19 protein-coding genes and 2 pseudogenes are annotated in these 22,146 nt (G+C 31.4%); 11 read left to right on the top strand and 10 right to left on the bottom strand.

Features of this window, described 5'->3' with window-relative positions:
- The first annotated feature begins 42 nt into the window (after positions 1 to 42).
- Positions 43 to 1,338, top strand: a complete 1,296-nt coding sequence (locus CCO88_RS00210; protein ID WP_002783899.1) for an MFS transporter — start codon at positions 43 to 45, stop codon at positions 1,336 to 1,338.
- 1 nt (position 1,339) lies between these two features.
- Here the strand turns inward: CCO88_RS00210 and CCO88_RS00205 are convergent, their stop codons facing one another.
- Genes CCO88_RS00205 through selA form a run of 4 tightly spaced genes read right to left on the bottom strand, consistent with a single transcriptional unit; the run spans position 1,340 to position 5,744 of the window.
- Complete coding sequence (locus CCO88_RS00205) at positions 1,340 to 1,822, bottom strand: hypothetical protein (RefSeq protein WP_002777825.1); 483 nt, start codon at positions 1,820 to 1,822, stop codon at positions 1,340 to 1,342.
- A 44-nt stretch (positions 1,823 to 1,866) separates the two neighbouring features.
- Positions 1,867 to 2,577, bottom strand: coding sequence for a bifunctional thiol oxidoreductase (locus CCO88_RS00200; protein ID WP_002777827.1), 711 nt, complete (start codon positions 2,575 to 2,577; stop codon positions 1,867 to 1,869).
- A 48-nt stretch (positions 2,578 to 2,625) separates the two neighbouring features.
- Positions 2,626 to 4,425, bottom strand: a complete 1,800-nt coding sequence (gene selB, locus CCO88_RS00195; protein ID WP_002838974.1) for a selenocysteine-specific translation elongation factor — start codon at positions 4,423 to 4,425, stop codon at positions 2,626 to 2,628.
- The gene (gene selA, locus CCO88_RS00190) at positions 4,422 to 5,744 is read right to left on the bottom strand and encodes an L-seryl-tRNA(Sec) selenium transferase (protein WP_002787795.1); all 1,323 of its coding nucleotides are present in this window, start codon (positions 5,742 to 5,744) and stop codon (positions 4,422 to 4,424) included. Before selA ends, selB begins: the two co-directional genes overlap by 4 nt.
- Before the next feature lie 69 nt (positions 5,745 to 5,813).
- On the opposite strand from selA, the gene CCO88_RS00185 reads away from it, so the two are divergent.
- Positions 5,814 to 7,475, top strand: a complete 1,662-nt coding sequence (locus tag CCO88_RS00185) for a 4Fe-4S dicluster domain-containing protein (RefSeq protein ID WP_002780476.1) — start codon at positions 5,814 to 5,816, stop codon at positions 7,473 to 7,475.
- Between the two features lie 4 nt (positions 7,476 to 7,479).
- On the opposite strand, the gene CCO88_RS00180 is transcribed toward CCO88_RS00185, so the two are convergent.
- Genes CCO88_RS00180 through CCO88_RS00165 form a run of 4 tightly spaced genes read right to left on the bottom strand, consistent with a single transcriptional unit; the run spans position 7,480 to position 9,828 of the window.
- Positions 7,480 to 8,358, bottom strand: a complete 879-nt coding sequence (locus tag CCO88_RS00180; protein WP_002787799.1) for an alpha/beta hydrolase — start codon at positions 8,356 to 8,358, stop codon at positions 7,480 to 7,482.
- The gene (fldA, locus tag CCO88_RS00175; protein WP_002777839.1) at positions 8,325 to 8,816 is read right to left on the bottom strand and encodes a flavodoxin FldA; all 492 of its coding nucleotides are present in this window, start codon (positions 8,814 to 8,816) and stop codon (positions 8,325 to 8,327) included. Before fldA ends, CCO88_RS00180 begins: the two co-directional genes overlap by 34 nt.
- Positions 8,816 to 9,511, bottom strand: coding sequence for a hypothetical protein (locus CCO88_RS00170; RefSeq protein WP_002783868.1), 696 nt, complete (start codon positions 9,509 to 9,511; stop codon positions 8,816 to 8,818). Before CCO88_RS00170 ends, fldA begins: the two co-directional genes overlap by 1 nt.
- Positions 9,511 to 9,828, bottom strand: coding sequence for a DUF2325 domain-containing protein (locus tag CCO88_RS00165; protein WP_002777843.1), 318 nt, complete (start codon positions 9,826 to 9,828; stop codon positions 9,511 to 9,513). Before CCO88_RS00165 ends, CCO88_RS00170 begins: the two co-directional genes overlap by 1 nt.
- A 186-nt stretch (positions 9,829 to 10,014) precedes the next feature.
- On the opposite strand from CCO88_RS00165, the gene CCO88_RS00160 reads away from it, so the two are divergent.
- Together CCO88_RS00160 and CCO88_RS00155 are read left to right on the top strand one after the other, a co-directional pair.
- Complete coding sequence (locus CCO88_RS00160) at positions 10,015 to 11,439, top strand: catalase (protein ID WP_002780467.1); 1,425 nt, start codon at positions 10,015 to 10,017, stop codon at positions 11,437 to 11,439.
- Positions 11,440 to 11,495: 56 nt separating this feature from the next.
- Complete coding sequence (locus CCO88_RS00155; protein WP_002777848.1) at positions 11,496 to 11,963, top strand: Cj1386 family hemin-binding protein; 468 nt, start codon at positions 11,496 to 11,498, stop codon at positions 11,961 to 11,963.
- A 3-nt stretch (positions 11,964 to 11,966) separates the two neighbouring features.
- On the opposite strand, the gene CCO88_RS00150 is transcribed toward CCO88_RS00155, so the two are convergent.
- Positions 11,967 to 12,635, bottom strand: a complete 669-nt coding sequence (locus CCO88_RS00150) for a helix-turn-helix transcriptional regulator (protein WP_002780465.1) — start codon at positions 12,633 to 12,635, stop codon at positions 11,967 to 11,969.
- 175 nt (positions 12,636 to 12,810) lie between these two features.
- Between CCO88_RS00150 and CCO88_RS00145 the strand changes: the two genes are divergently transcribed.
- The 7 genes and pseudogenes from CCO88_RS00145 (at position 12,811) to feoB (ending at position 20,650) form a co-directional block, all read left to right on the top strand.
- Positions 12,811 to 13,173: a RidA family protein gene (locus tag CCO88_RS00145; RefSeq protein WP_002783861.1), complete on the top strand. Its 363-nt coding sequence runs from the start codon at positions 12,811 to 12,813 to the stop codon at positions 13,171 to 13,173.
- 3 nt (positions 13,174 to 13,176) lie between these two features.
- Positions 13,177 to 14,616 (top strand): C4-dicarboxylate transporter DcuC, encoded by a 1,440-nt coding sequence (gene dcuC / locus CCO88_RS00140; protein ID WP_002838971.1) that lies wholly within the window; start codon positions 13,177 to 13,179, stop codon positions 14,614 to 14,616.
- A gap of 11 nt (positions 14,617 to 14,627) precedes the next feature.
- Complete coding sequence (locus tag CCO88_RS00135) at positions 14,628 to 15,791, top strand: trans-sulfuration enzyme family protein (RefSeq protein WP_002783851.1); 1,164 nt, start codon at positions 14,628 to 14,630, stop codon at positions 15,789 to 15,791.
- Positions 15,792 to 15,800: 9 nt separating this feature from the next.
- Positions 15,801 to 17,168: an adenylosuccinate lyase gene (gene purB / locus CCO88_RS00130; RefSeq protein WP_002838970.1), complete on the top strand. Its 1,368-nt coding sequence runs from the start codon at positions 15,801 to 15,803 to the stop codon at positions 17,166 to 17,168.
- 8 nt (positions 17,169 to 17,176) lie between these two features.
- Positions 17,177 to 18,517, top strand: coding sequence for an MmgE/PrpD family protein (locus tag CCO88_RS00125; RefSeq protein WP_002838969.1), 1,341 nt, complete (start codon positions 17,177 to 17,179; stop codon positions 18,515 to 18,517).
- Between the two features lie 78 nt (positions 18,518 to 18,595).
- Positions 18,596 to 18,819, top strand: a pseudogene (locus tag CCO88_RS00120) (FeoA family protein).
- A pseudogene (gene feoB / locus CCO88_RS10290) lies at positions 18,816 to 20,650 on the top strand (ferrous iron transport protein B). Before CCO88_RS00120 ends, feoB begins: the two co-directional pseudogenes overlap by 4 nt.
- Here the strand turns inward: feoB and CCO88_RS00110 are convergent.
- A complete protein-coding gene (locus CCO88_RS00110) occupies positions 20,647 to 22,146 on the bottom strand; it encodes a hydrogenase small subunit (protein WP_002838967.1) in 1,500 nt (499 codons plus the stop codon). The pseudogene feoB and the gene CCO88_RS00110 sit on opposite strands and share 4 nt — an antisense overlap.

Here is a 22,146-nt window from a genome sequence, read left to right as displayed (position 1 = left end):
TATCTTTTTTTGTAAAATTTAAGATTTTTAGGAAACCAAATAATGCTAAATAATGTCTTACCCCTATCTTTTATCGTTGGAACAAGATTTTTTGGACTTTTTATAGTTTTGCCTGTGCTTAGCTTTTATGCTCTTGAACTCCAGGGTGCAAATGAATTTTTAGTAGGACTTCTAGTGGGTGTTTATGCTCTAACTCAAATGGCTTTACAAATGCCTTTTGGAATACTAAGTGATAAAATTGGACGCAAAAAAACCATGCTTATAGGACTGATTATCTTTATCATAGGCTCTTTAATCTGCTCTTGGGCTGATAATATTTATACAATGCTAATAGGCAGAATGCTTCAAGGTGCAGGGGCTATTGGTGCAGTAGCTACAGCAATGATTAGTGATTTTATCACTGAAGAAAATCGCGGTAAAGCTATGGCAATAATGGGATCTTTTATAGGACTATCTTTTGCAGCTTCTATGGTAATCTCGCCTTTAATGAGTGCTAAATGGGGGCTTTCTAGTCTTTTTGATCTTAGTGCTGTTTTATCGCTTTTGTGTATTATCTTGCTTTATACCGTCGTTCCAAAAGAAAATAAACTCACCCATGAAAATACCAAAACTCCTTTTTTTCATCTTATTAAACAAAAAAATTTAGCCCTAATGAATTTTACTAATTTCATGCAAAAAATGCTTATGAGTATAGCGTTTTTAAGCATTCCTATCATTTTAGTAAAACATTTAGGCTTTGATGAACATAAACTTTGGATTGTTTATACAGCATCTATGATAGCAGGCTTTATCGCCATGGGATTTTCAGGAAGTTTAGGCGAAAAAAGAGGCTTAGCAAAGCAAATTTTACTTTTAGGGATAGCTTTTTTTATCCTTTCTTATATCTTTTTTGTTTTTTCTAGCACAATTACTTTCTTTATCGTTGCGGTTGTGATATTTTTTATAGGTTTTAACTTGCACGAGCCCATTATGCAAAGCTGTGCTTCTAAATTTTGTAAAGTACATGAAAAAGGCGCAGCTTTAGGACTTTTTAATGCTTTTGGATATGGTGGAAGTTTTATAGGAGGTATAATAGGAGGTATATTTTTACATCTTAATAAATTAGAATTACTGGCTATTATTTTAGTGATTTTGTCTATTGTTTGGTTTATAGCTTTGTTATATTTAAAAAATCCTTCTGAATTTAAAAATATTTATTTGCCTTTAGAAACGACTTTAAATTTGAGCGAATTTGGTAAAAATTTAGGCGTTGTAGATATATACAAAAACTCAAAAAATCTAGTCATTAAATTTGATAGCAAGCTAACAAATAAAGAAGAATTAGAAAGTAAAATTTAAATCAAAAATAAAAAAAACTTGAAATTTGATCTATAATTTTATTTTCTAAGGAAAGCTGACAACGCTTTTTATCACTAAGATAAGCTGTGCGAGTAAACAAACTCGTTTTTTGCAGAGTATTTTTAAAGCCAATTTGTATATTTACTTGCATGGTATAATAATTTTCAATATACCATTCCCCATTATTTTCAAAAGGATCAAAATCATAAAAAAATCTTCCCGAACTTGTAATTCTTTGAGCGTAGGAATGCTTTTTAAAATCTACAAGATTGATTAAAATTTCATAATCGGCATTCAAAGATACTTCTTTTAATCCTAAATTTTTAAGTCTTAAAGCTAATTCATCTTTTAGAGTACTTTGAATTTTGCTTGGATTTTGCAAAGTGATACTAAAACTTTGCCCTTGTTTAGCCTTTAAAAAAATGCCTTCATTGCTTGTTTGTATAGAGCTTTGAACAAAGGCAGGCTTTGCGCAAGCACTCAAAAAGAGTGCTAGAAATAAAACTGAAATTAGACGAATTTTTCTCATTATTTGATGATGGTTGGAGTAGCACTAAGGCCTAAAGAACGATATTTTTCATAAAGAGAAAATACTTCTTTTAACTCGCTATCGCTCACCTTTGGATAAGATTTGATATTTGCATCATAATATTTATTTAAAATAGCTATTTTCTCATCATCACTCTTAGCTTTTTTACTCTCTTTGTAAATCAATGCTGATTTTTCAAAAGCTGATTTACCATGCACTGGGGTTAAGATATAATTGACTTGATAATTTTTAAGCTCATCTTTAATCTGTGCCAAATGATCTCTACAATAAGGACATTCTGGATCTGAAAATACATAAATAGCGGGTTTGCTTTTATCGCCTAAAGCTATAAGCATTGTTTCTTTTTGAACTACAGGTTTAACATTTTTAGTGAAATTTGCTCTAGCCTCTTGGAATTTTTTCATTTCATATTCTTGAGCATAAGAAGTTTTAGTTTTTAAATCAATAATATCAGGAACGATAAGATTATCTTTTGTAAAAAGAATTTGCTCTTGCTTTTGTCCTTCAAGCGTTATCGTAACAATTACGCTTTCAAAACCTGTATTTCCAACCTTTTGGCGATTACCTACACTCACTGTTGCATTTGGAAATTGTGCTTTAATGCTTTTGGAATAAAAATCACTGATTTCAGAATTGCTAGCAGCAAATAAAGACATTGAGCAAGCAAGGATTAAGCTTATTTTTTTCATTTATTTTCCTTAAAATCAAATATTAAGATTTTATTTTATAATGATATTCTAAATATTTGTTTTTAAAAATCTTTTTTCATCCTTTTTTTGCACCCTCTCATCTTTATCAAGATATTCTAAATAAGCTATGGCATATTTTCTTGAAAGATTAAAACGCTCTTTCATACTTTGTATATCAAGGCTTTGACTCTTTAAAATTTCTAAGCACTCTTGCATAAGCTTATCTAAGGCATTTTTTTCTATAAAAAGATTATGAGAAAGTCTTATAACGCGATTTTGCTTGGTAAGTTTTTTTAAAATTTCATCTCCACTTTTTCTGTCTAATTCTAAAAATTCGTATAAATTATAAGGTGCTTGAGGTTTTATGCCTTGTTTTTTAAGTATATTGTATAGCTCATCGTTGTTTTTTTCCCTAAGCTTTTCATAATCAATTCCTTTTTTAAAATACACTCCCTTTTCAAATTCAAGTAAATTTGATAGATTTTGAAGTCCAAATTCACAAAATTCCGCACTAGCCCAAGGAAGTCTTAGAGCTAAAGAGCTTGCTGAAAGCATGGCATAAGGATTTTTTTCAAGTATAAAAGAAATGAATTTTTTAAGCTCATCTAAGGCTAAGAGATTATAAATATTAAGATTTTTTTCATCTATAAAAACTCCATTTAATTCTTTGGCTAAATTCAAAGCTTCTTCATGACTTAACTTAAATCTTTGATAACTTGAAAGCAAGCCAAAGCCATATTTATGCGTATTTTTTAGAAATTTGAAAGCTTTTTTTAATTCTTTATTTTTCAAAAGCATTAAAAATTTGTTTTTTTGCTCCTTTTTCAAAGGCTCACTCACAGGATTTAAAACCTCTCCTCCGCCCACAACACGATTATTTTGCAATAAAATAAATTTTTCATTAAAACATAAAAAAAGATTTTTTTCAAATTCAAGATGAGCAAAAAATTCATTATTTTCTAACTCTTTTAAAATGCTTATCTTGCACTCTATGCTTTTTGCACCCACGCAAAAAAGCATTTTTTCATTTTTTAATCTTTTAGCTTTAATCAAAACATCACATTCTTTAAAGCCCTTAAAAAAACCTTTTTTACTTAAAACATAACCTTTTTTTAATTCTTTATAATCACAATTTAAGCTCAAAGCCACACGGTTAAAAGCTGAAATTTCAGCAAAATTACTTTCATGATTTTGTATATTTTTAACCACAAGTTCTTTTTGATTGTCAAGACAAATGATTTTTTCATTGAGGGAAATTTTGCCCTCATTAAGGCTTCCAGTAACTATAGTTCCTATACCTTTTAAAGAAAAAACCCTATCGATATAATAACGAAAAACAAGATTTGCATTAGCATTCTTACATTCTAAATTTAAAAGATAATTTTTTAAGCGCTCAATGCTCTCTTGATCCTTTATCGAAGTGTGAAACACTTTCATAGGTATAAACTCAAGTGAGTTTAGAATTTTTTGCTCTTGTTCCTTAGGATTTTCACATAAATCGCATTTGCTAAGCACCAAGATAATATCTTTGACACCTAAAAGTTCAAGTACTTCTAAATGCTCTATACTTTGTTCTTTTAAGCCCTCATTGATATCAACTACAAACAAACAAGCACTAAAACCAAAAGCCCCGCTTATCATCGTTTTAACCAAGTCTTTATGACCTGGCACATCAATAAAAGAAAGGTGTTTTTGCTTATAGTTTAAATTAGAAAAACTTAAATTAATGGTAATTTGTCTTTCTTTTTCCTCTTTTAAACTATCTCCTTCAAAACCATTTATAGCTTTAATCAAAGAAGTTTTTCCATGATCAATATGCCCTGCAGTACCAATTAATAGCGAATTCATAAATTTTCCATAGTATTGATAATTTGAATTAATTTTGATAAATCTTTTTCTCTAATTGTCCTAAAATCCAGCACAAAAGCTTCATTTTCTATGCGACCTATGATATTTTTTGCTCTAAATTTTTCTTGCAGTTTTAAAGCATTGCCATTAAAAGCTAAAACATAAGTTTCTAAAGTTTTATCAGGCATAGAACCACCCCCTACCAAACTTTTACTCATTTTCAATTCACTTTTAATCTGAATTTCATTTTGTACCCTTAAAGCTTTTTCTTTAATATGAGCGATTTCATCATTTAAAAGCTTTAAACTTGTGATTTTTTCATAATCTTTTTCAAGATAAATCTTAAGACTTTCATTTAACAAAGCAAGTGTGATTTTATCTACTCTTAGCATTCTTAGCAGTTGATTTTCTTTAATTTTATCAATCAATTCTTTTTTACCCAGTATAATTCCAGCTTGCACACTACCAAAAAGCTTATCCCCACTAAAGCTCAAAATATCGCAATGCTTTATCAAATCTTTGATTTTAGGCTCATTTTTTATTAGTTTTGGATTTAAATTCTCACACCAACCCGAACCTAAATCATAATAACTCAAAAGTCCTTTTTCTTTTGCCAAATTTCCTAAATCCTTGATGCCAACCTCGCTATGAAAACCAATCAAAGCAAAATTAGATTTATGGGTTTTTAAAAGCATTTTAGTATTTTCGTTTATAACTTTTTCATAATCTTTTAAATGCGTTTTATTGCTCGTACCTACTTCACAAAGCTTTACTCCTGCAGCTTTAATCACTTCACTCACACGAAAACTTCCGCCAATTTCAACAAGCTCACCCCTTGAAGTTACAAGTTCTTTGTCAAAACAAAGAGAATGAAGTACCAAAAAAACTGCTGCGGCGTTATTATTTACAACCAAAGCATCTTCGCATTCAAAAAGCATTTTAAGTTTTTCAAGCACCAAGGCATAACGACTTCCTCTTTTACCGCTTTCTAAGTCAAATTCGATATTAGCATAATTACAAAGCACATCTTTGGACTTTTCAAAAATACTCTCATCAATAACACTACGCCCCAAATTTGTATGAATAACCACACCCGTAGCATTAATGACACTTTGTAAATCTTTGCGTAAATGTTTTTGAATTTCTTGCTGTATTTTTTCTAAAATAGTATTTTTATCTAGCAAATCTTCGCTTATATTCGCCTTGAGTTTAGCGACAACACTTTTGCAAAAATAAGATCTTAAATAAAAAGGATATTCTTTTAAACTCTCATCATCAATCAAGCTTCCAATTTGTGGAAAAGTTCTAAATTTGTTCATCTTAAGCCTTAAGAAAATATTTGGTTATTTTACCATAGAATTTGGCAAATTGACCATCAAGGAAAATCAATGAAAGACTTTGTTTTCATACAAAATGAAAATCTTATTCCCTTGCCCGATGAGATAAATATTTGGGAAAATTGCAAAGATGAAGAAGTTTTAATTTCTAATGAAAAAGCACAAAAAGCACAAATTTATGCTCCAGAAATCAATTTTTATCTTAAAAGTTCACAAGATGAAATTTTAGAAAAAAGTAAAAATATATTAAAACTTTATGAAGCTAGGGCAAATGTCTATGATTTAGGGCTTGATTTAGAACAAAACAAAGAAGTAAAAAACCGCATTATTTTAGTAGATTCTGATGATACTATGGCTGATTTTTTAAAAAAACAAAACTTTAAAATCATAAGCTTAAAAAATGAAGAAATTCTAGCAGTATTTGGCAGCATAGGCGAGCTTTGTGCTGTGATTTTAAATCAAGGAGAAGAAGTAGAAATTGATTTTGATATTTTACTTTTTAATACAAATTCTAACGACATTCGCAAGGATTTTACAAGACAAAGTGGCTGTTATAATATTAGCAATTTTAAAAATCAAGAAAGTTTACTGAAATTTTTACAAGATAAAAGCCCAAAATACACATACAAAACCTATATTACCTATGATTCTAGCGTATGTCAATACCACGAAAGACGCAGTGAGCATTGCGCAAAGTGTGCTGAAATTTGCCCTACGATAGCTATTTTAAAAGATGATGAAAACAAGCATTTAGAATTTTCTCAAGTAGATTGCCTAGGCTGTGGAGGCTGTATCAGCGTGTGCCCTAGTGGTTCGCTTGATTATGCACCCATGCCTAGGGAAAGTTTTTTTGAACTTTGTGAATTTTATAAAGAAAAAAAGATTTTAATCATACCTAAAAAAATGTCTTTAGAAAATTTAAATATAAAGCTACCCAAAGATGTTTTGCCTTTTATGATAGAAGGTGAAAAGTGGCTTTCTTCTATGCATTTTCTAACTCTTTTGCAAAGCAGTGGTGCAAATTTGGTTTTTTACACGGATTTTATTTCACGAGGAAGTGCTGAAGCAATAGATCTTTTAAATACTTTTTTTGAAAGAAAATTTCAAAAAGAAGCTATTTTTACCGCTAAAGATGAAAAAGAATTGCAAAATGCTTTAGGAAAGCAAGAATTTATAGAAAATTTAAGTTTTGATTTTCACAATAACACTCTTACTACTAGAGAAAATTTTGCCAAAAGAATGCAAAATTTGATCCAAAATGATGATTTTGGCGTAAAAGAAAGTGGCGAATGGTTAAGATATGGAAAAATAGAAATCAATGCAAATACCTGTACTCTCTGCCTTTCTTGCGTAGGAGCCTGTAATGTAGGAGCTTTGATTGCTGATACTAAAGAAAATGCACTTAAATTCAATGCTTCATTATGCACTACCTGTGGATACTGCGAAGTAAGTTGTGCTGAAAAAGATACTCTAAAACTTACGCGTAGTGGAATGGAATTTAATCCCAACTATTTTGAATACCAAACCATGGCAAAAGATGAACTTTTTGCTTGCATAGAGTGTGGAAAAGAGTTTGCCACTAAAAAAGCGGTAGAAAAAATTGCGAATTTGATGAAGCCTAAATTTGGCAATGATGAGAGCAAGATAAAAACCCTTTATTGTTGTGCAGACTGCAAAGCAAAGGTAATGATAGAAGCAATGAGAAAAGGATAAATAATCAATCAATTGGCTCTGATTTGATATTTTCTATAGCCCAAATCATAGCCTTTTCTATTACACTCCCATGAGTTTCATTCTCAAAAAGTTTAAATTCAACTTCACAAGCACTATGATTTAAAATTTGCATACCAAGTTCTTTAACACTTATTTTAGCTTTAGCTTTCTTAATGCTAGAATTACTCTCAGCCGAACCTAAAGCCATATAAATTTGAGGACAATTTGATAAAGAAATTCGTTTAGGTATAAATTCACTACCACCCCACCACAAAGAAGGTGAAATAATAAAATAATGGCTAAAAAGCTTTGTATCATTAAATAAAGTATCTAAAGCAAAAAGTCCGCCAAAAGAATGTCCAAAAAGAATTTGAAAATCTTCACTGGTTTCATAATGTGTATTAATATAAGGTAAAAGCTCTGTTTTGATAAATTGTCTAAATTCAAAGCTACCTCCTCCATTTTGAAATTCCAAACCTTGAACCTTAGGAGTATAATCTTTTGTCCTATGGGTAGTATCAAACGCCAAAGGGCTATCATAACCTATACCAACAATTAAAATATCTTCTTTAGGCAAATAATTATAAAGATTTAAAAATCTCGAAAAAAACGCATTGCCATCAAGCAAATAAATTACCTTATATTTTTTATATTTTATTTTACTTTTTGCCACAAAAATTCGATAACTTGTATGATAATGCGTTAATTTTAAATCTTTCTCTATAAAAAAGTAATCTTTTGCTTTTTCTATAATAGGAGTAATTTTTTGATCTGGTTTTGAAAAAAGTGGAATAGTTAAAATTAAAAATACAATACAATATCGGCAAAGAAAGCCGATATTTTTAAAAATTAAGCAAAATGAGCTTTGATTTGTTCTACCCAAGCGTCAATTCTTGCTTCAGTTTGATCTTCTTGATTGTCATTATCAAGTGCAAGACCTACAAATTTTCCATCAACAACTGCATCGCTTGATTCAAATGTATAGCCATCAGTTGAAACTTCACCTACTAAATTTGCGCCTGCATTTTTTAAATTTTCTGCAAGTTTTCCCATACCACCGCAGAAAGTGTCTGAATAGCTTTCACTATCACCCATTCCAAATACAGCTACAGTTTTTCCACCAAGGCTAAGACCTGAAAAATCAAAACCATCCCAATCATCTTGTAAATCACCACTTCCCCAAGTAGAAGTTCCACAAATTAATTTATCATAAGAATTAATTTTAGCTGCATCAATATCTGCAACATTTAAAACATCACTAATTCCTAATTTTGAAGCGATTGTATTTGCTGCTCCTTCTGTATTTCCCATAGCACTTCCATAAATTACTGCTACTGACATTATTTTCTCCTTATAAGTTTATTTGTTATTGAATACGGAACTAATTTTAACATAGTTTTATTTAAATCGCATAAAAAATGTTTTATTTGAATAAAATGTGTGAATTTTTTGTTACGCGGACAAACTATGTAGATTTGTTCAAATTGATTTTGATATATAAATTTAGATATTTTTTGAATTTCGTTATCGATATTTAAATTTTGAAGATCCACTTCCTTGCAAAGAGGTAAAACGGCAATTTTATTATCTATGATAATCAAATTATCATTTTGAACAATGCTTCGATTTTGATTTTGATGAGAAATTTTATCATATACATAAAAATCAAATAAAACTTGCGCATCAAAACAAATTCCTCTAAAATAAGCTCTTAAAAGCCTTAAAATATCGACATTTTGAAATATCTTAGTCTTAAAAATCAAACTCTTTCTTTTTTGAAAATAAGAAATGTTCAAAGTAAGATTTTTATCGATATTTTTTATCTTGCCAAAAGGCGTATGTATCACATCTTGCAAGAAGTTTTGAAAAGGCATTTTTAAATCCTTTGCACTTTTTGCATATGAAAGCGGGATTCTTAAAGCACTATCAATACTAGCATTGTATTGAATCAAAAAAGTTTTGACAAGCTCTTGCTTGCACAAAGAACTATAAACCCGAGGGATAAATTCTCTTTTATCATCAAATCCAAATAGCATTATTCAACCTTAGAGCAAGAAAATTCTTTATCTAAATTAAATATCTTACAATACTCACAATACACGCAACTTACGCTTCTTTTTGCGCAAACTAATGGAATTTTTCGTTTTTTAGCCTCGTTTTTAATTTTTTTCATAGTATTGTGATTTAAGAAACTCGTAAGCATTACTATACATTCTGTATCACAAGGAATAGGTTTGCGATTGACTCTATTTTCATTGCGCGCATCCCAATGCTCTATTTTTTTTGCACCTAAATCATACAAAACAGCCTTAATAGGTGTTATTTCATCTGCACCAATAACCAAAACTGACATAAGCTCTCCTTTGTGATTTTTATTTTAAATTATTTTGATAATTATTATTATAATATAATCAAACTAAATTTATTTTGAAATTTATTATCATTAATATTTTTTATTAATTTATATTAATTCAGCTAATTTTAATTTTTAATAGATATAATTTCTCAACTAATAAAAATTATTATTTAGGAGAAAATAATGAAAAAATTAACTAACGACTTCGGAAACATTATAGCCGATAATCAAAACTCTTTAAGCGCAGGTGCAAAAGGCCCTTTACTTATGCAAGATTATCTTTTACTTGAAAAACTTGCTCATCAAAATAGAGAAAGAATTCCAGAAAGAACAGTGCATGCAAAAGGAAGCGCAGCTTATGGCGAAATAAAAATTACAGCAGATTTAAGTGCTTATACCAAAGCTAAAATTTTTCAAAAAGGTGAAGTTACTCCATTGTTTTTGCGTTTTTCAACAGTAGCTGGCGAAGCAGGTGCAGCCGATGCTGAACGCGATGTTAGAGGTTTTGCTATTAAATTTTATACCAAAGAAGGAAACTGGGATTTAGTAGGAAACAATACCCCAACATTCTTCATCCGTGATGCTTATAAATTTCCTGATTTTATCCACACTCAAAAAAGAGATCCAAGAACGCACTTAAGAAGTAATAATGCCGCTTGGGATTTTTGGAGTTTGTGTCCTGAAAGCTTACACCAAGTAACTATTCTTATGAGCGATAGAGGAATTCCGGCAAGTTATCGCCATATGCATGGTTTTGGAAGCCATACTTATAGCTTTATCAATGACAAAAACGAAAGATTTTGGGTGAAATTCCATTTTAAAACCCTACAAGGTATTAAAAATCTTAGCAATAAAGAAGCTGCTGAACTTATCGCCAAAGATAGAGAAAGCCACCAAAGAGATCTTTACAATGCTATAGAAAATAAAGATTTCCCAAAATGGAAAGTTCAAGTTCAAATTCTTGCTGAAAAAGATGCTGACAAACTAGGCTTTAATCCTTTTGATTTAACTAAAATTTGGCCACATAGCGTAGTGCCTTTAATGGATATAGGCGAAATGATCTTAAATCAAAATCCACAAAATTATTTTAATGAAGTAGAACAAGCAGCTTTTAGCCCAAGCAATATAGTACCTGGTATAGGTTTTAGTCCTGATAAAATGCTACAAGCTAGAATTTTCTCATATCCTGATGCACAAAGATATAGAATAGGAACTAATTATCATCTTTTACCTGTAAATCGTGCTAGAAGTGAAGTAAATACTTACAATGTTGCAGGTGCTATGAATTTTGATAGCTATAGAAATGGTGCTGCGTATTATGAGCCAAACAGCTATGAAGAAAGCCCAAAAGAAGACAAAAGCTATCTTGAGCCTGATTTAGTTTTAGAAGGTAATGCGCAAAGATATGCTCCTTTAGATAATGATTTTTACACTCAACCAAGAGCGTTGTTTAACATCATGAATCAAAACCAAAAAGAACAACTTTTTGAAAATATAGCAGCTTCTATGGAAGGTGTAGAAGAAAAAATCATTACTAGAGCTTTAGGACATTTTGAAAAAATTTCACCTGATTATGCACAAGGTGTTAAAAAAGCTTTGGGAAAATAATTTTTACTTGCCACTTTTTAGGTGGCAAACTAAAGATTATAAACAAAGGAAAAACGATGATGACACTTAGCTTAGAAGAAGAAAAAAGATTTGCCGAGCTTTGCAAAATGGCTTTTAATTTTGCTAGAAATAACGAATATGAAAATCTTAAAATCATGATAGAAGCAGGACTGAATGTGAATTTAAAAACACATAAAGGCGATACCTTGCTTATGCTTGCAGCTTATAATAATTCTTACGAATGCGCAAAAATGCTTTTAGAAAAGGGTGCGCTTGTTGATGAAAAAAATGATCGAGGACAAACACCTTTAGCAGGAGTTTGCTTTAAGGGCTATTTGCCTATGTGCGAGCTTTTAGTAAAATATGGAGCAAATATAGATGAAAATAATGGCTTAGGTATGACACCTTATAGTTTTGCTATCATGTTTGGCCGTAAAGATGTAGCCGAGTTTTTACTCAAAAGCTCTAAAAAAAGCCTAAGTAAACGCCTTTCTTTAGGAATTTTAAAATTATTTAAAAAATAATTTCTATGATTTAAAATTTTTTAAATACCTATAGACACTAGGCTCTGAAATTTTTAAGAGTCTAGCCACTATAGGCACAGAACCCTTGATATTAAAAATACCCTTTTGATATAAAGTTTTTGTAATCTCTTCTTTTTGTGCCATGCTAAGTTGATAATCCGAATTTAAATAATTCATATCAATGCTTTGAGCTAAAATTTCTTCTATAGAATGACTTAGGGTTTCTATATTTCCTAAACTATCTACACTGGTATTATTTTCTTTGTCTTGATTTAAAAATTCACTCATATCGCCTAATTTTTCTATATCTATAATCCTACAAACCAAGTCTCTCATCATGCTCGTATCGTGATTGATACACAAAATTCCTACCAATTCATCAGAATTTTTTATAAAAAATGTCGAACCTCTAACAAGTTTTGATTTTCCAATCAAAGCCTTATAATCACACAAAAAATCTTCTTTTAAATAAGCCTTATTTTGCACAAGTTCACTTGCAAAAGCACTCAAGGGAGATTCAAGAGTTCTACCGCTGACATGACTATTTGCAATAGCTGCTATATAAGCACCCTCTTTAGAAAGAACATGAAAAACCACTTCATACTGCTTACCTAAAACTTGTCCTAAAAAATTCGTGAGCTTTATAAATTGCTCTTTTTGTTTTTCATCCATGAAAATATTCCTAAAATAATAAAATTTAGAATCCAAAGCTTAAATTTTAACTTTAATTTTTTAAAAATATTCTTAAAGATAATATTTTATTATCGTGATAATAAAATATTGACAAATTATTATTATCGTGATAAAATACGTTTATTTAATTTACATTAATAAAAAAGGAGAGAAAATGTCAAATTATCCAAAGGCTATCGGCCCTTACTCAGCTTATAGAGAAGCAAACGGTTTGCTTTTTATCTCGGGACAAATCCCTATCAATCCAGCATCAGGAGAAATAGAAAGCTCTGATATTAAAGAGCAAACTAAACAATCTCTAAAAAATATAGGGGCTATATTAGAAGAAAATGGAATTTCTTACGATCAAGTCATCAAAACAACTTGTCTTTTAGCAGATATTTCAGATTTTGCTGCCTTTAATGAAGTGTATGCGCAATTTTTCAAATCTCCCTATCCTGCAAGAAGTGCATTTGCAGTAAAAGATATACCAAAAGGAGCTAAAGTAGAAATAGAAGTTATTGCTCAAAAAGGATAAAACATGTTAGGTTTAACTTTTTCTTTATTTAGTGTTTTTTTACTTGTATTTATGCTTTATAAAAAAATCAATGCTCACATGGCATTGCTTTTAAGTGGTTTACTTTTGCTTTCCCTGGCTGCTATTTTTGGACTTTCGCCACATATTGTTGCAAAAGGTTCTTTAAATTTAGGTTTTTTTGATATTTTTCAAGTTTTTAACCAAACCATGTCAAACACCTTAGCAGGTCTAGGACTAACACTAATGGCTATAGCAGGTTTTTCTGCTTATATGGATCATGTTGGTGCATCTTACGCACTCTTTAAAGTTTTTGAAAAACCTTTAAAAATGGTAAAATCCCCTTATGTTTTACTTTTAGTTGCATATTTTATCGTGCAATTTTTAGTTCTTTTTATCCCTTCTCATGCAGGCTTAGGACTTTTACTTATGGTTACTATGTATCCTATATTGGTTCGCTCTGGAGTTTCTAAACTTTCAGCTCTAAGCGTAATTGGTATTTGTCAATATATCGATCATGGTCCTGGAAGTGGCAATGTAATCATGGCTTCAAAAGTAGCTGAAATCGATCCTGCTATTTATTTTGTTCATTATCAACTCCCTACAACCCTACCTATCATTGTAGCTGTAGGTATTGCTATATATTTTTGCAATAAATTCTTTGATAAAAAAGATAATTTTGTTTTTAATGCTCAAGAAGTAGAAAAAGAACTCAGTGAAAATAAAGATAAAGAAAATGAACTTAAAAAACCTCCAAAAATTTATGCTATCTTGCCTGTTATACCTTTGGTATTAATACTTGGATTTAGTTCTGTACTTGATAGCATTTTAGTTTTAATGGGAATTAGTAGTGAAGAAGAAGTAAAAGCTGCAGCTAGTTCGGCTATCAAAATGAATGTTCCTGTGGCTATGGTGATTTCAACTTTTGTTGCGATTGTTTTTGAAATGATACGCTATAAAAGCGTAGTAGAAACACTCAATTCTATTATGATATTCTTTAAAGGAATGGGACATTTATTTGTTATCACTGTTTCTTTGATAGTATGCGGTCAAGTATTTGCAAGCGGGCTTTTATCGGTTGGCTTTGTAGATACCTTAATAGAATTTTGTAAAAATGCAGGATTTGGAGTACTTGCTATCATCATCGCAGTTTCAATTTTACTTGCAGTTTGTGCTTTCTTAATGGGTTCTGGAAATGCAGCATTTTTTAGCTTTGCCCCACTTATCCCAAATATAGCAAAACATTTTGGCATTGAAACTATCACCATGATAGCACCTATTCAAATCATGACAGGCTTTGGAAGATGCGTGAGCCCTATAGCACCTGCTATTTTAGCTATCTCAGCTATCGCAAAAGTAAGTCCTTTTGCTGTAGTTAAAAGAACAGCTATTCCTATGCTTGTAGCGGCTATTGTAAATATCATTATGACTTATATTTATCTTTAAAAGGAGACAAAATGAACTCAAAAACCAAACTTATTCATTGCGGTAGAGGTGATCAAAATGTTGAAGTAAGATCAGTCAATCCTACACTTATGCGTGCATCAACCATACTTTTTAAAGATCATGCCACTTGGCAAAAATATAGAGAATTAAGAAAAACTGATCGTGTATTAAGCTATGGTGCTAGAGGAACGACAACTAACTTCGAACTTGAAAAACTTATCTGCAGCTTAGAAGGCGGCTACAGAGCTCAACTTTTCCCAACAGGACTTGCAGCACTTGCTATGGTACTTTTAAACTATGCTAGTAAAGACGCACATTTTTTAATCACTGATGCAATCTATGGGCCTGTAAGAACAATTTGTGAATTATTTTTAGAAAAAATGGGTGTTGAGATTGATTTTTTAAAAGCCGATGCAAGTGATGTAGAAGAAAAAATCAAGCCTAATACCAAACTCATCCTATGCGAAAGCCCTGGTTCTATACTTTATGAAATCATAGATTTGCCAAAGCTTTGCAAAATTGCACACTCTCATAATATTCCTGTAGCTATTGATAATACTTATTCAAGCGGATACTTCCTAAATCCACTTGAGCTAGGCGTAGATATTTCGGTTATAGCTGCGACAAAATATCTTAGCGGTCACTCTGATGTTACCATGGGTGTAGTGGTTATCAATGAAAAAGAATGGAAAAATTTTGACAAACTCCCTGAAGCTTTAGGCTTTACAACAAGCCCTGATGATGCTTATTTAGTTCTTCGTGGTATGAGAACTTTAGATGTAAGAATGAAAGCTCATGAAAAAAGTGCAGATGAAATCGTAGAGTTTTTACAAACAAGAAAAGAAATTAAAACTATTTTCTATCCAAAACTCAAAACCCATCCAAACCATGAAATTTTTATGCGCGATCATAAAGGTGCTAACGGTATGGTTACTATCGAATTTGCAGAGGGTTATAGTAAAGAAGATGCTATTAAATTTGTAGATGAGTTAGAATATTTTTCTATAGGTGCTAGCTGGGGTGGCTATGAAAGTTTAGCAACTGTAACTACTCCACCAAGAACTGCAACAGACTGGAGCAAAAGAGGTCCATTTGTAAGATTTCATATAGGACTTGAAGATACTAAAGACTTGATTGCTGATTTAGCTAAGGCTTTTGATAGTATTAAAAAATAAGGAAATAAAATGACTGGAATTAGCGTATTTGATCATAAATTATTAGCAGATTCATGGAGCACGCAAGATATGCGTGCTGTTTTTTGTGAAGAAAATCGCATACAAAAATGGCTTGATGTTGAAGCAGCATTAGCAAAAGCACAAGCAAAACTTAATATCATCCCCCAAGAAGCAGCAGATGAAATTGCAAAAAAAGCTTATTATAAATTTATGGATATGGATTTTATTTTTAATGAATTTAAAAAAACCAAACATCCTTTAGTTCCTACTGTTAGGGGATTAGAAAAAGCTTGCTATAATAATCTAGGCGAATATGTACATTTTGGGGTAACCACTCAAGATATCATTGACACAGGACTTGTTTTGCAATTTAAAGAAGCTATGACTCTTGTAAAAAGCGAATTAAAAGCCATTGCAAAAGCTTTAGTAAAACTTGCTAAAACGCACAAAAATACTGCTATGATGGGAAGAACTTTAGCACTTCAGGCTTTGCCTATTACTTTTGGACATAAAGTGGCTATTTGGTTAAGCGAACTTGAGCGTCATTTTGAAAGAATACTTGAACTTGAAAAAAGACTTTATGTAGGCAGTATAGTAGGAGCTGTTGGAACCAAGGCTAGCTTAAGTGATGAATGTAATGAAGTAGAAAAACTCACTTTAGAAAATTTAGGACTTGATGTGCCTAATATTTCTTGGCAGAGCGCACGTGATCGCTTTATAGAACTTGGTTTTGTACTAGGCAATATCAACGCAACCTTTAACAAAATCGCTCATGAAATTTTAATCCTTTCACATAATGAAATTGATGAAGTTGCTGAACCTTTTGGCAAAGGACAAGTAGGATCAAGCACTATGCCACACAAAAGAAATCCTGCAGTAAGCGAAAATGCAGTTACAGTAAGCAATGCCTTTAAAGCAAATTTAGCCATTTTAAGTGATATTGAAAGACATGAGCATGAAAGAGATGGACAAGTTTGGAAAATGGAATGGAAACTTTTACCTGAAATGTTTTTAATGCTTTCTGTGGTTTTAGCAAATATGAAATTCGCTCTTAGTGATTTAGAAGTAAAAAAAGACAAAATGCTTAAAAATTTAAATACTCTTAATGGTTTTGTTTTAGCAGAGCGTGTTATGTTTGCATTAAGCGATCATTATGGAAAACAACACGCCCATGAAATTGTTTATGAAAATGCTATGCTAGGTATCGAAAAACAAAAAACCTTTAAAGAAGTTTTACTTGCAGATAAAAGAGTATCTAAGGTATTGAAAGAAAAAGAAATCGATGCTTTGCTTGATGCAACAACCTATGTAGGATATGCACCTAAACTAGTGGATGAATTTTTAGAAAAAATTCAAAATCATGCTATTTTACAATAGGAAAAACGATGTTATATAGCGAAATTTTAGCGGATTTTATTTTCAATCTTCAGTATGAAAATATCCCTAATACAGTTGTTCAAAGAGCTAAAGAACTTATGCTTGATAGCCTTGGAACAGCTATAGCAGCAAGCAAGGAAGAATGCATTTTAAACGCCTTTAAAGCTTTTGAAAATTTAAGCACAGAAAAAAATACCCCTGTATGGGTAAATGATAAAAAACTAGATCCTATTTATGCAGCCATGCTAAATGGCATTGCTTCTCATGCACTTGATTTTGATGATACACATACAGAAGCGATTTTACATGCAAGTGCGATTTTAACTCCTCTTTGTTTAAGTTATGGTTTTCATATCAGTAAAGATGCTAAAAAAATTATAAAAGCTTTTATTGTTGGCTGGGAAGTTGCTGCTAGAGTAGGTATTGCAAGTAAGGGAACTTTTCATAAGCGTGGTTTTCACACTACAGCTATCGCTGGGATTTTTGGAAGTGTGAGTGCGAGTGCAGTTTTACTTGATTTAAACAAGCAACAAATCATCAATGCTTTAGGACTTGCTGGAAGTTTTGCAAGTGGGATTAATGAGTTCTTATCCAATGGTTCTAATTCAAAAGTCTTACATATAGCAAATGCCATTAAAAATGGAATTTTAGTCGCTAACTTTGCTAAAAATAACATGAGTGGACCTCTAAGCATTTTTGAAGGTAGGGATAATATCTTTAAATGTTTTGGTATAGAACAAGAATGCGATAAAACAGAACTTGATAAAGGCTTGGGTGAAATTTGGCAAAGTATGCAAGTTTCTATAAAGCCTTATCCAAGTTGTCACTTTGCTCACGGTCTTATTGATTGTGCCATAGCTTTAAAAAATGATGGCTTAAAAGCAGATGAAATCAAAAGCATTCGTTGTTTTGTAGATGAAGTTCCTATTTCTTTTATTTGTGATCCTTTAGAAGCAAAATACACTCCAAACAGTGCTTATGAGGCCAAATTTTCTATGCCTTTTTTAATGGCTTTAGGTTTTTTTGATGGTAAGATTACTCTTAAATCCTATCAAGATTTAAAACGAAAAGAAGTACTTGAATTTGCACAAAAAATCACTTATGAGAAAAGAAAATCTCAAGGTTTTCCAAAATATTTTCCTGGACACATGGAAGCTATCTTACAAGATGGAAAAGTGATTTGTAAGGATGTTTTTATCAATAAAGGCAATTTTGACAATCCTTTAAGCTTTGAAGAATTAAAAGATAAATTCATCAATAACGCAAAAGAAAATCTTACCATGGATAAAATTCACGATATTTTAGAACAAATAAAACATTTAGAAAAGCAAACTGCTCTTTCATTGTAAGTCTTAAAAAGACTTACAAGACTTCTAAACATTTTTTTAGTGTATATTTTATACAATTTCACCAAAGGAAATATATCAATGACGCTTAATGAATTAAAAGATGGACAAAGTGCAATTATCAAAGAAGTCAAAGCTTATAAAGAACTTCATTCTAGACTTTTGAGCTTTGGTTTTATGAAAAATAAAACATTAAAAAAATACACTCTTCTTTAAAAAATGCGACCATTATGGTAGAGTTTGAAAGCACTTGCGTGATTTTAAGATCAAATGAAGCTGAAACTATACAAGTGGAACCCCTATGAAAAAAATTACTATTGCGCTAGCAGGCCAACCTAATGTTGGCAAAAGCCTACTTATCAATACACTTTGCAAAGCCAATATGAAAGTGGGAAATTTTAGCGGAGTTACCATAGAAAAAGCCGTAGCAAAAACACGCTATAAAGATTATGAGCTTGAATTTATAGACTTGCCTGGGACTTATTCTTTAGATGGCTATAGCGAAGAAGAAAAAATCGCTCGTCAATTTCTAGAAAGTAAAAATTACGATATCATAGTTAATGTTTTAGATGCTACCAATTTAGAACGCAATCTCATCCTTAGTGCAGAACTCCTAAGCCTCAATAAAAAAATGCTTCTTGCTCTAAATATGTGTGATGAAGCCAAAAAAGAAGGTATAGAGCTTGACACTTCGATTTTAAGCAAAGAATTTCAAATCAATGTTGTTGAAATTTCAGCTAAAACAAAATTTAGAACTTTTACTTGAAAAAATCATTATTTTATTTGAAAATAAATTTACACCCAAATCAAGATTTTCTACTCCACTTTGCGAAAAGAGCTTAGAAAAAGAAGATATACTAACCCTAGTAAATGGGCTTTCAAGAAAGATCATCACCTACAAAAAAGAAGAAAGAAATCTTACTAAAAAAATTGATGCATTGCTTATCCACAAATTTTTTGGTTTGCCTATATTTTTATTTTTAATGTGGCTTTTGTTTCAACTCACTTTTACCCTAGGGCAAATTCCTATGGATTATATAGAATCAGGCTTTAATACTTTAGGCGAATGGGTCAAAGGCAATATTCAAAACACTTTCATTGCGTCAGCTTTAGCTGATGGAGCTATTGCAGGTGTTGGAGCTGTGGTGCTTTTTTTGCCTAATATCATTATTTTATTTTTAGGCATTGCTCTTTTAGAAACTACAGGCTATATGTCAAGAGTGGCTTTCTTACTAGACGGAATTTTACATAAATTTGGTACATGGAAAAAGCTTCATTCCGCTCATCACTGGTTTTGGCTGCTCTGTGCCTGCTTTTATGGCTACGCGCACGCTTAAAAATAAAAGAGATAGACTTTTAACACTCTTTGTGATTAATTTTATGAGTTGTGGGGCAAGACTTCCTGTTTATGTATTGTTTATCGGTGCATTTTTCCCAAGTGAAGAAGCGGGGAATTACCTTTTTGGAATTTATCTTCTAGGTGCTATTTTAGGGCTTATTGCGGCCAAATTCTTAAGATCCACTGCATTTCGCGGTATTGATGAACCCTTTGTGATGGAAATGCCAAAATATCGTATGCCAAATTGGCATTTAGTATGGTTTATGGTCTTTAATAAAGCTAAAATGTATCTTAAAAAAGCAGGGACCTTTATACTTGTAGCTTCCTTACTTATATGGTTTGCAAGCAATTTTCCAAACAATGAAAGCAATTTAGATGATTTTAGCGCTCAAGAAAGAGCTGTTGAGCAAAGTTATCTAGGGCAATTTGGCAAAACAATTGAGCCTATTTTTTCTCCGCTTGAGCTTGATTGGAAATTAAGCGTATCTTTAGTCAGTGGTTTGGCCGCAAAAGAAGTAATGATTTCTACCATGGGGGTGCTTTATTCTCTTGGAAAAGAAGTGGATGAAACAAGCAGTGATTTAAAAGGTATTATTGCTAAAAATATTCCTTTGCCTAGTGCGGTGGCGTATATTTTATTTGTAATGATTTATAATCCTTGCTTTGCTGCAACCATAGTCTTTTCAAAAGAAAGCGGAAAAATAAAATATACTTTTTTCCTTTTTCTTTTTACTTGCATCAGCGCCTATATAGTGGCTTTTATAGGGTTAAATATTACAAAATTTGTAATCAATTAACCCGCTTTTTGTTTATTAAAGTCTATCACGCTTTTAATATTTTTTTCAAAAGCCTTCAAAACGCTATAAGCAAGAGCTTCAAAATCAAGCCCTCCGCAAAGATAAATCAAAGGCATACGAAAAGATTTACTCACATCAAGTTTTGATTTTTCATTAAGAGTAAGTTTAAAATCATAAGGACTTGCATGCTTAAAGCTATAATTTTGCGCCGCTTTTAAAAAATCGTTTTTATCTTGTAAAAACTCACCCTTTGCCAAAATAAAATTGATCTCAAAATACTTCCAAATATCACTAGAAGGCATAGGATTTTCATCAAAATTTTGCTCTATAAAAATAAAGTTTTTTTCAAAAGATGTTTTGTAATTTTCTACAAGTAAAGCACCTAATTTATTTTTAGCAATGTTTTGCAAGATAAGCTTTAAATTACTTTCAAATTCAAAATCCATCGAAGATAGGATTTGAATTTGCTCTTCTAGGGCAAATTCTGTACTAAATTCCTGATTTACAAGCTTAGCATAAGAAAAAGGATTTGCCATAGGTTTTTCATAATTCCCAAACTCATCCCAAAAATTTTTCTCACTACAGGCTATACAACCATGTCCTGCAGCCACAGGCCAAGAAGTTTTAGCATTAAATTTTACTTTAGGACAATTATTATAAGTATAAGGACCTTTACAGCCTATTTTAAATAAACAAGCTCCACTTTTAGCCTTTTCATCATCAAAATGTTCAGCAAAAATCCCACTTTCAAATTTTGCCTTTCTTTCACACATATCATGCAAACATTTACCATAAGCCCACACGGGACGATTTTGCCCATCAAGTTCAGGCAAAACTCCAAATAAAGCAAAAAAACTTAAAGTCGCAATGATATTTATATCACTTGGAGGACAACCTGGGATATTTACTACTTTCTGACTTAAAACTTCGCTAATACCACAAGTTTTACTAGGATTTGGATAAGCAGCTTGAATACCACCATAACTTGAACAAGTACCCACTGCAAAGATAGCCTTGGCTTTAGCGGCTAGTTTGTCTAAAATTTCATAGCCACTCTCTCCTTGCGCTCCTATAGTAAGAAAAAAGGTATCAATGGCTGCAACACCACCTTCAACCGCTAAAATAAAATCTTCTTCTAAAACATGTTCTAAAAGCTCTTCAGCCTTAGTGCCATTTGCTGCCATTAAAGTTTCATGATATTCTAAAGAAAAAAAATCAAAAATAAGCTCATCAAAACTTGGCAACTCAGAACGCAACAAACTCTCACTACACCCTGTACATTCACAAAGATGAAGCCATACTAACTTTGTTTTAGGTGCGATTTGAAAAAATCTTTGTGCAAGAACTGGAATTTCATTACCTAAAGATAAATGCTTAGCAAGAATTTTTACACTTTCTTCATTGATAACCTTATCCTCTTTTAAAGTAGAATTTTCAAGTTTTTTAATGCGATCTTCAAGTATATTTTTTAATTCTTCATTGCTAAGCTTTGCCAT

The sequence above is a fragment of the Campylobacter coli LMG 9860 genome, assembly GCF_000254135.1.
GTDB lineage: Bacteria > Campylobacterota > Campylobacteria > Campylobacterales > Campylobacteraceae > Campylobacter_D > Campylobacter_D coli.
Note: the sequence above shows the minus strand (reverse complement) of the source record. Positions and strands in the feature narration are given on the sequence as shown.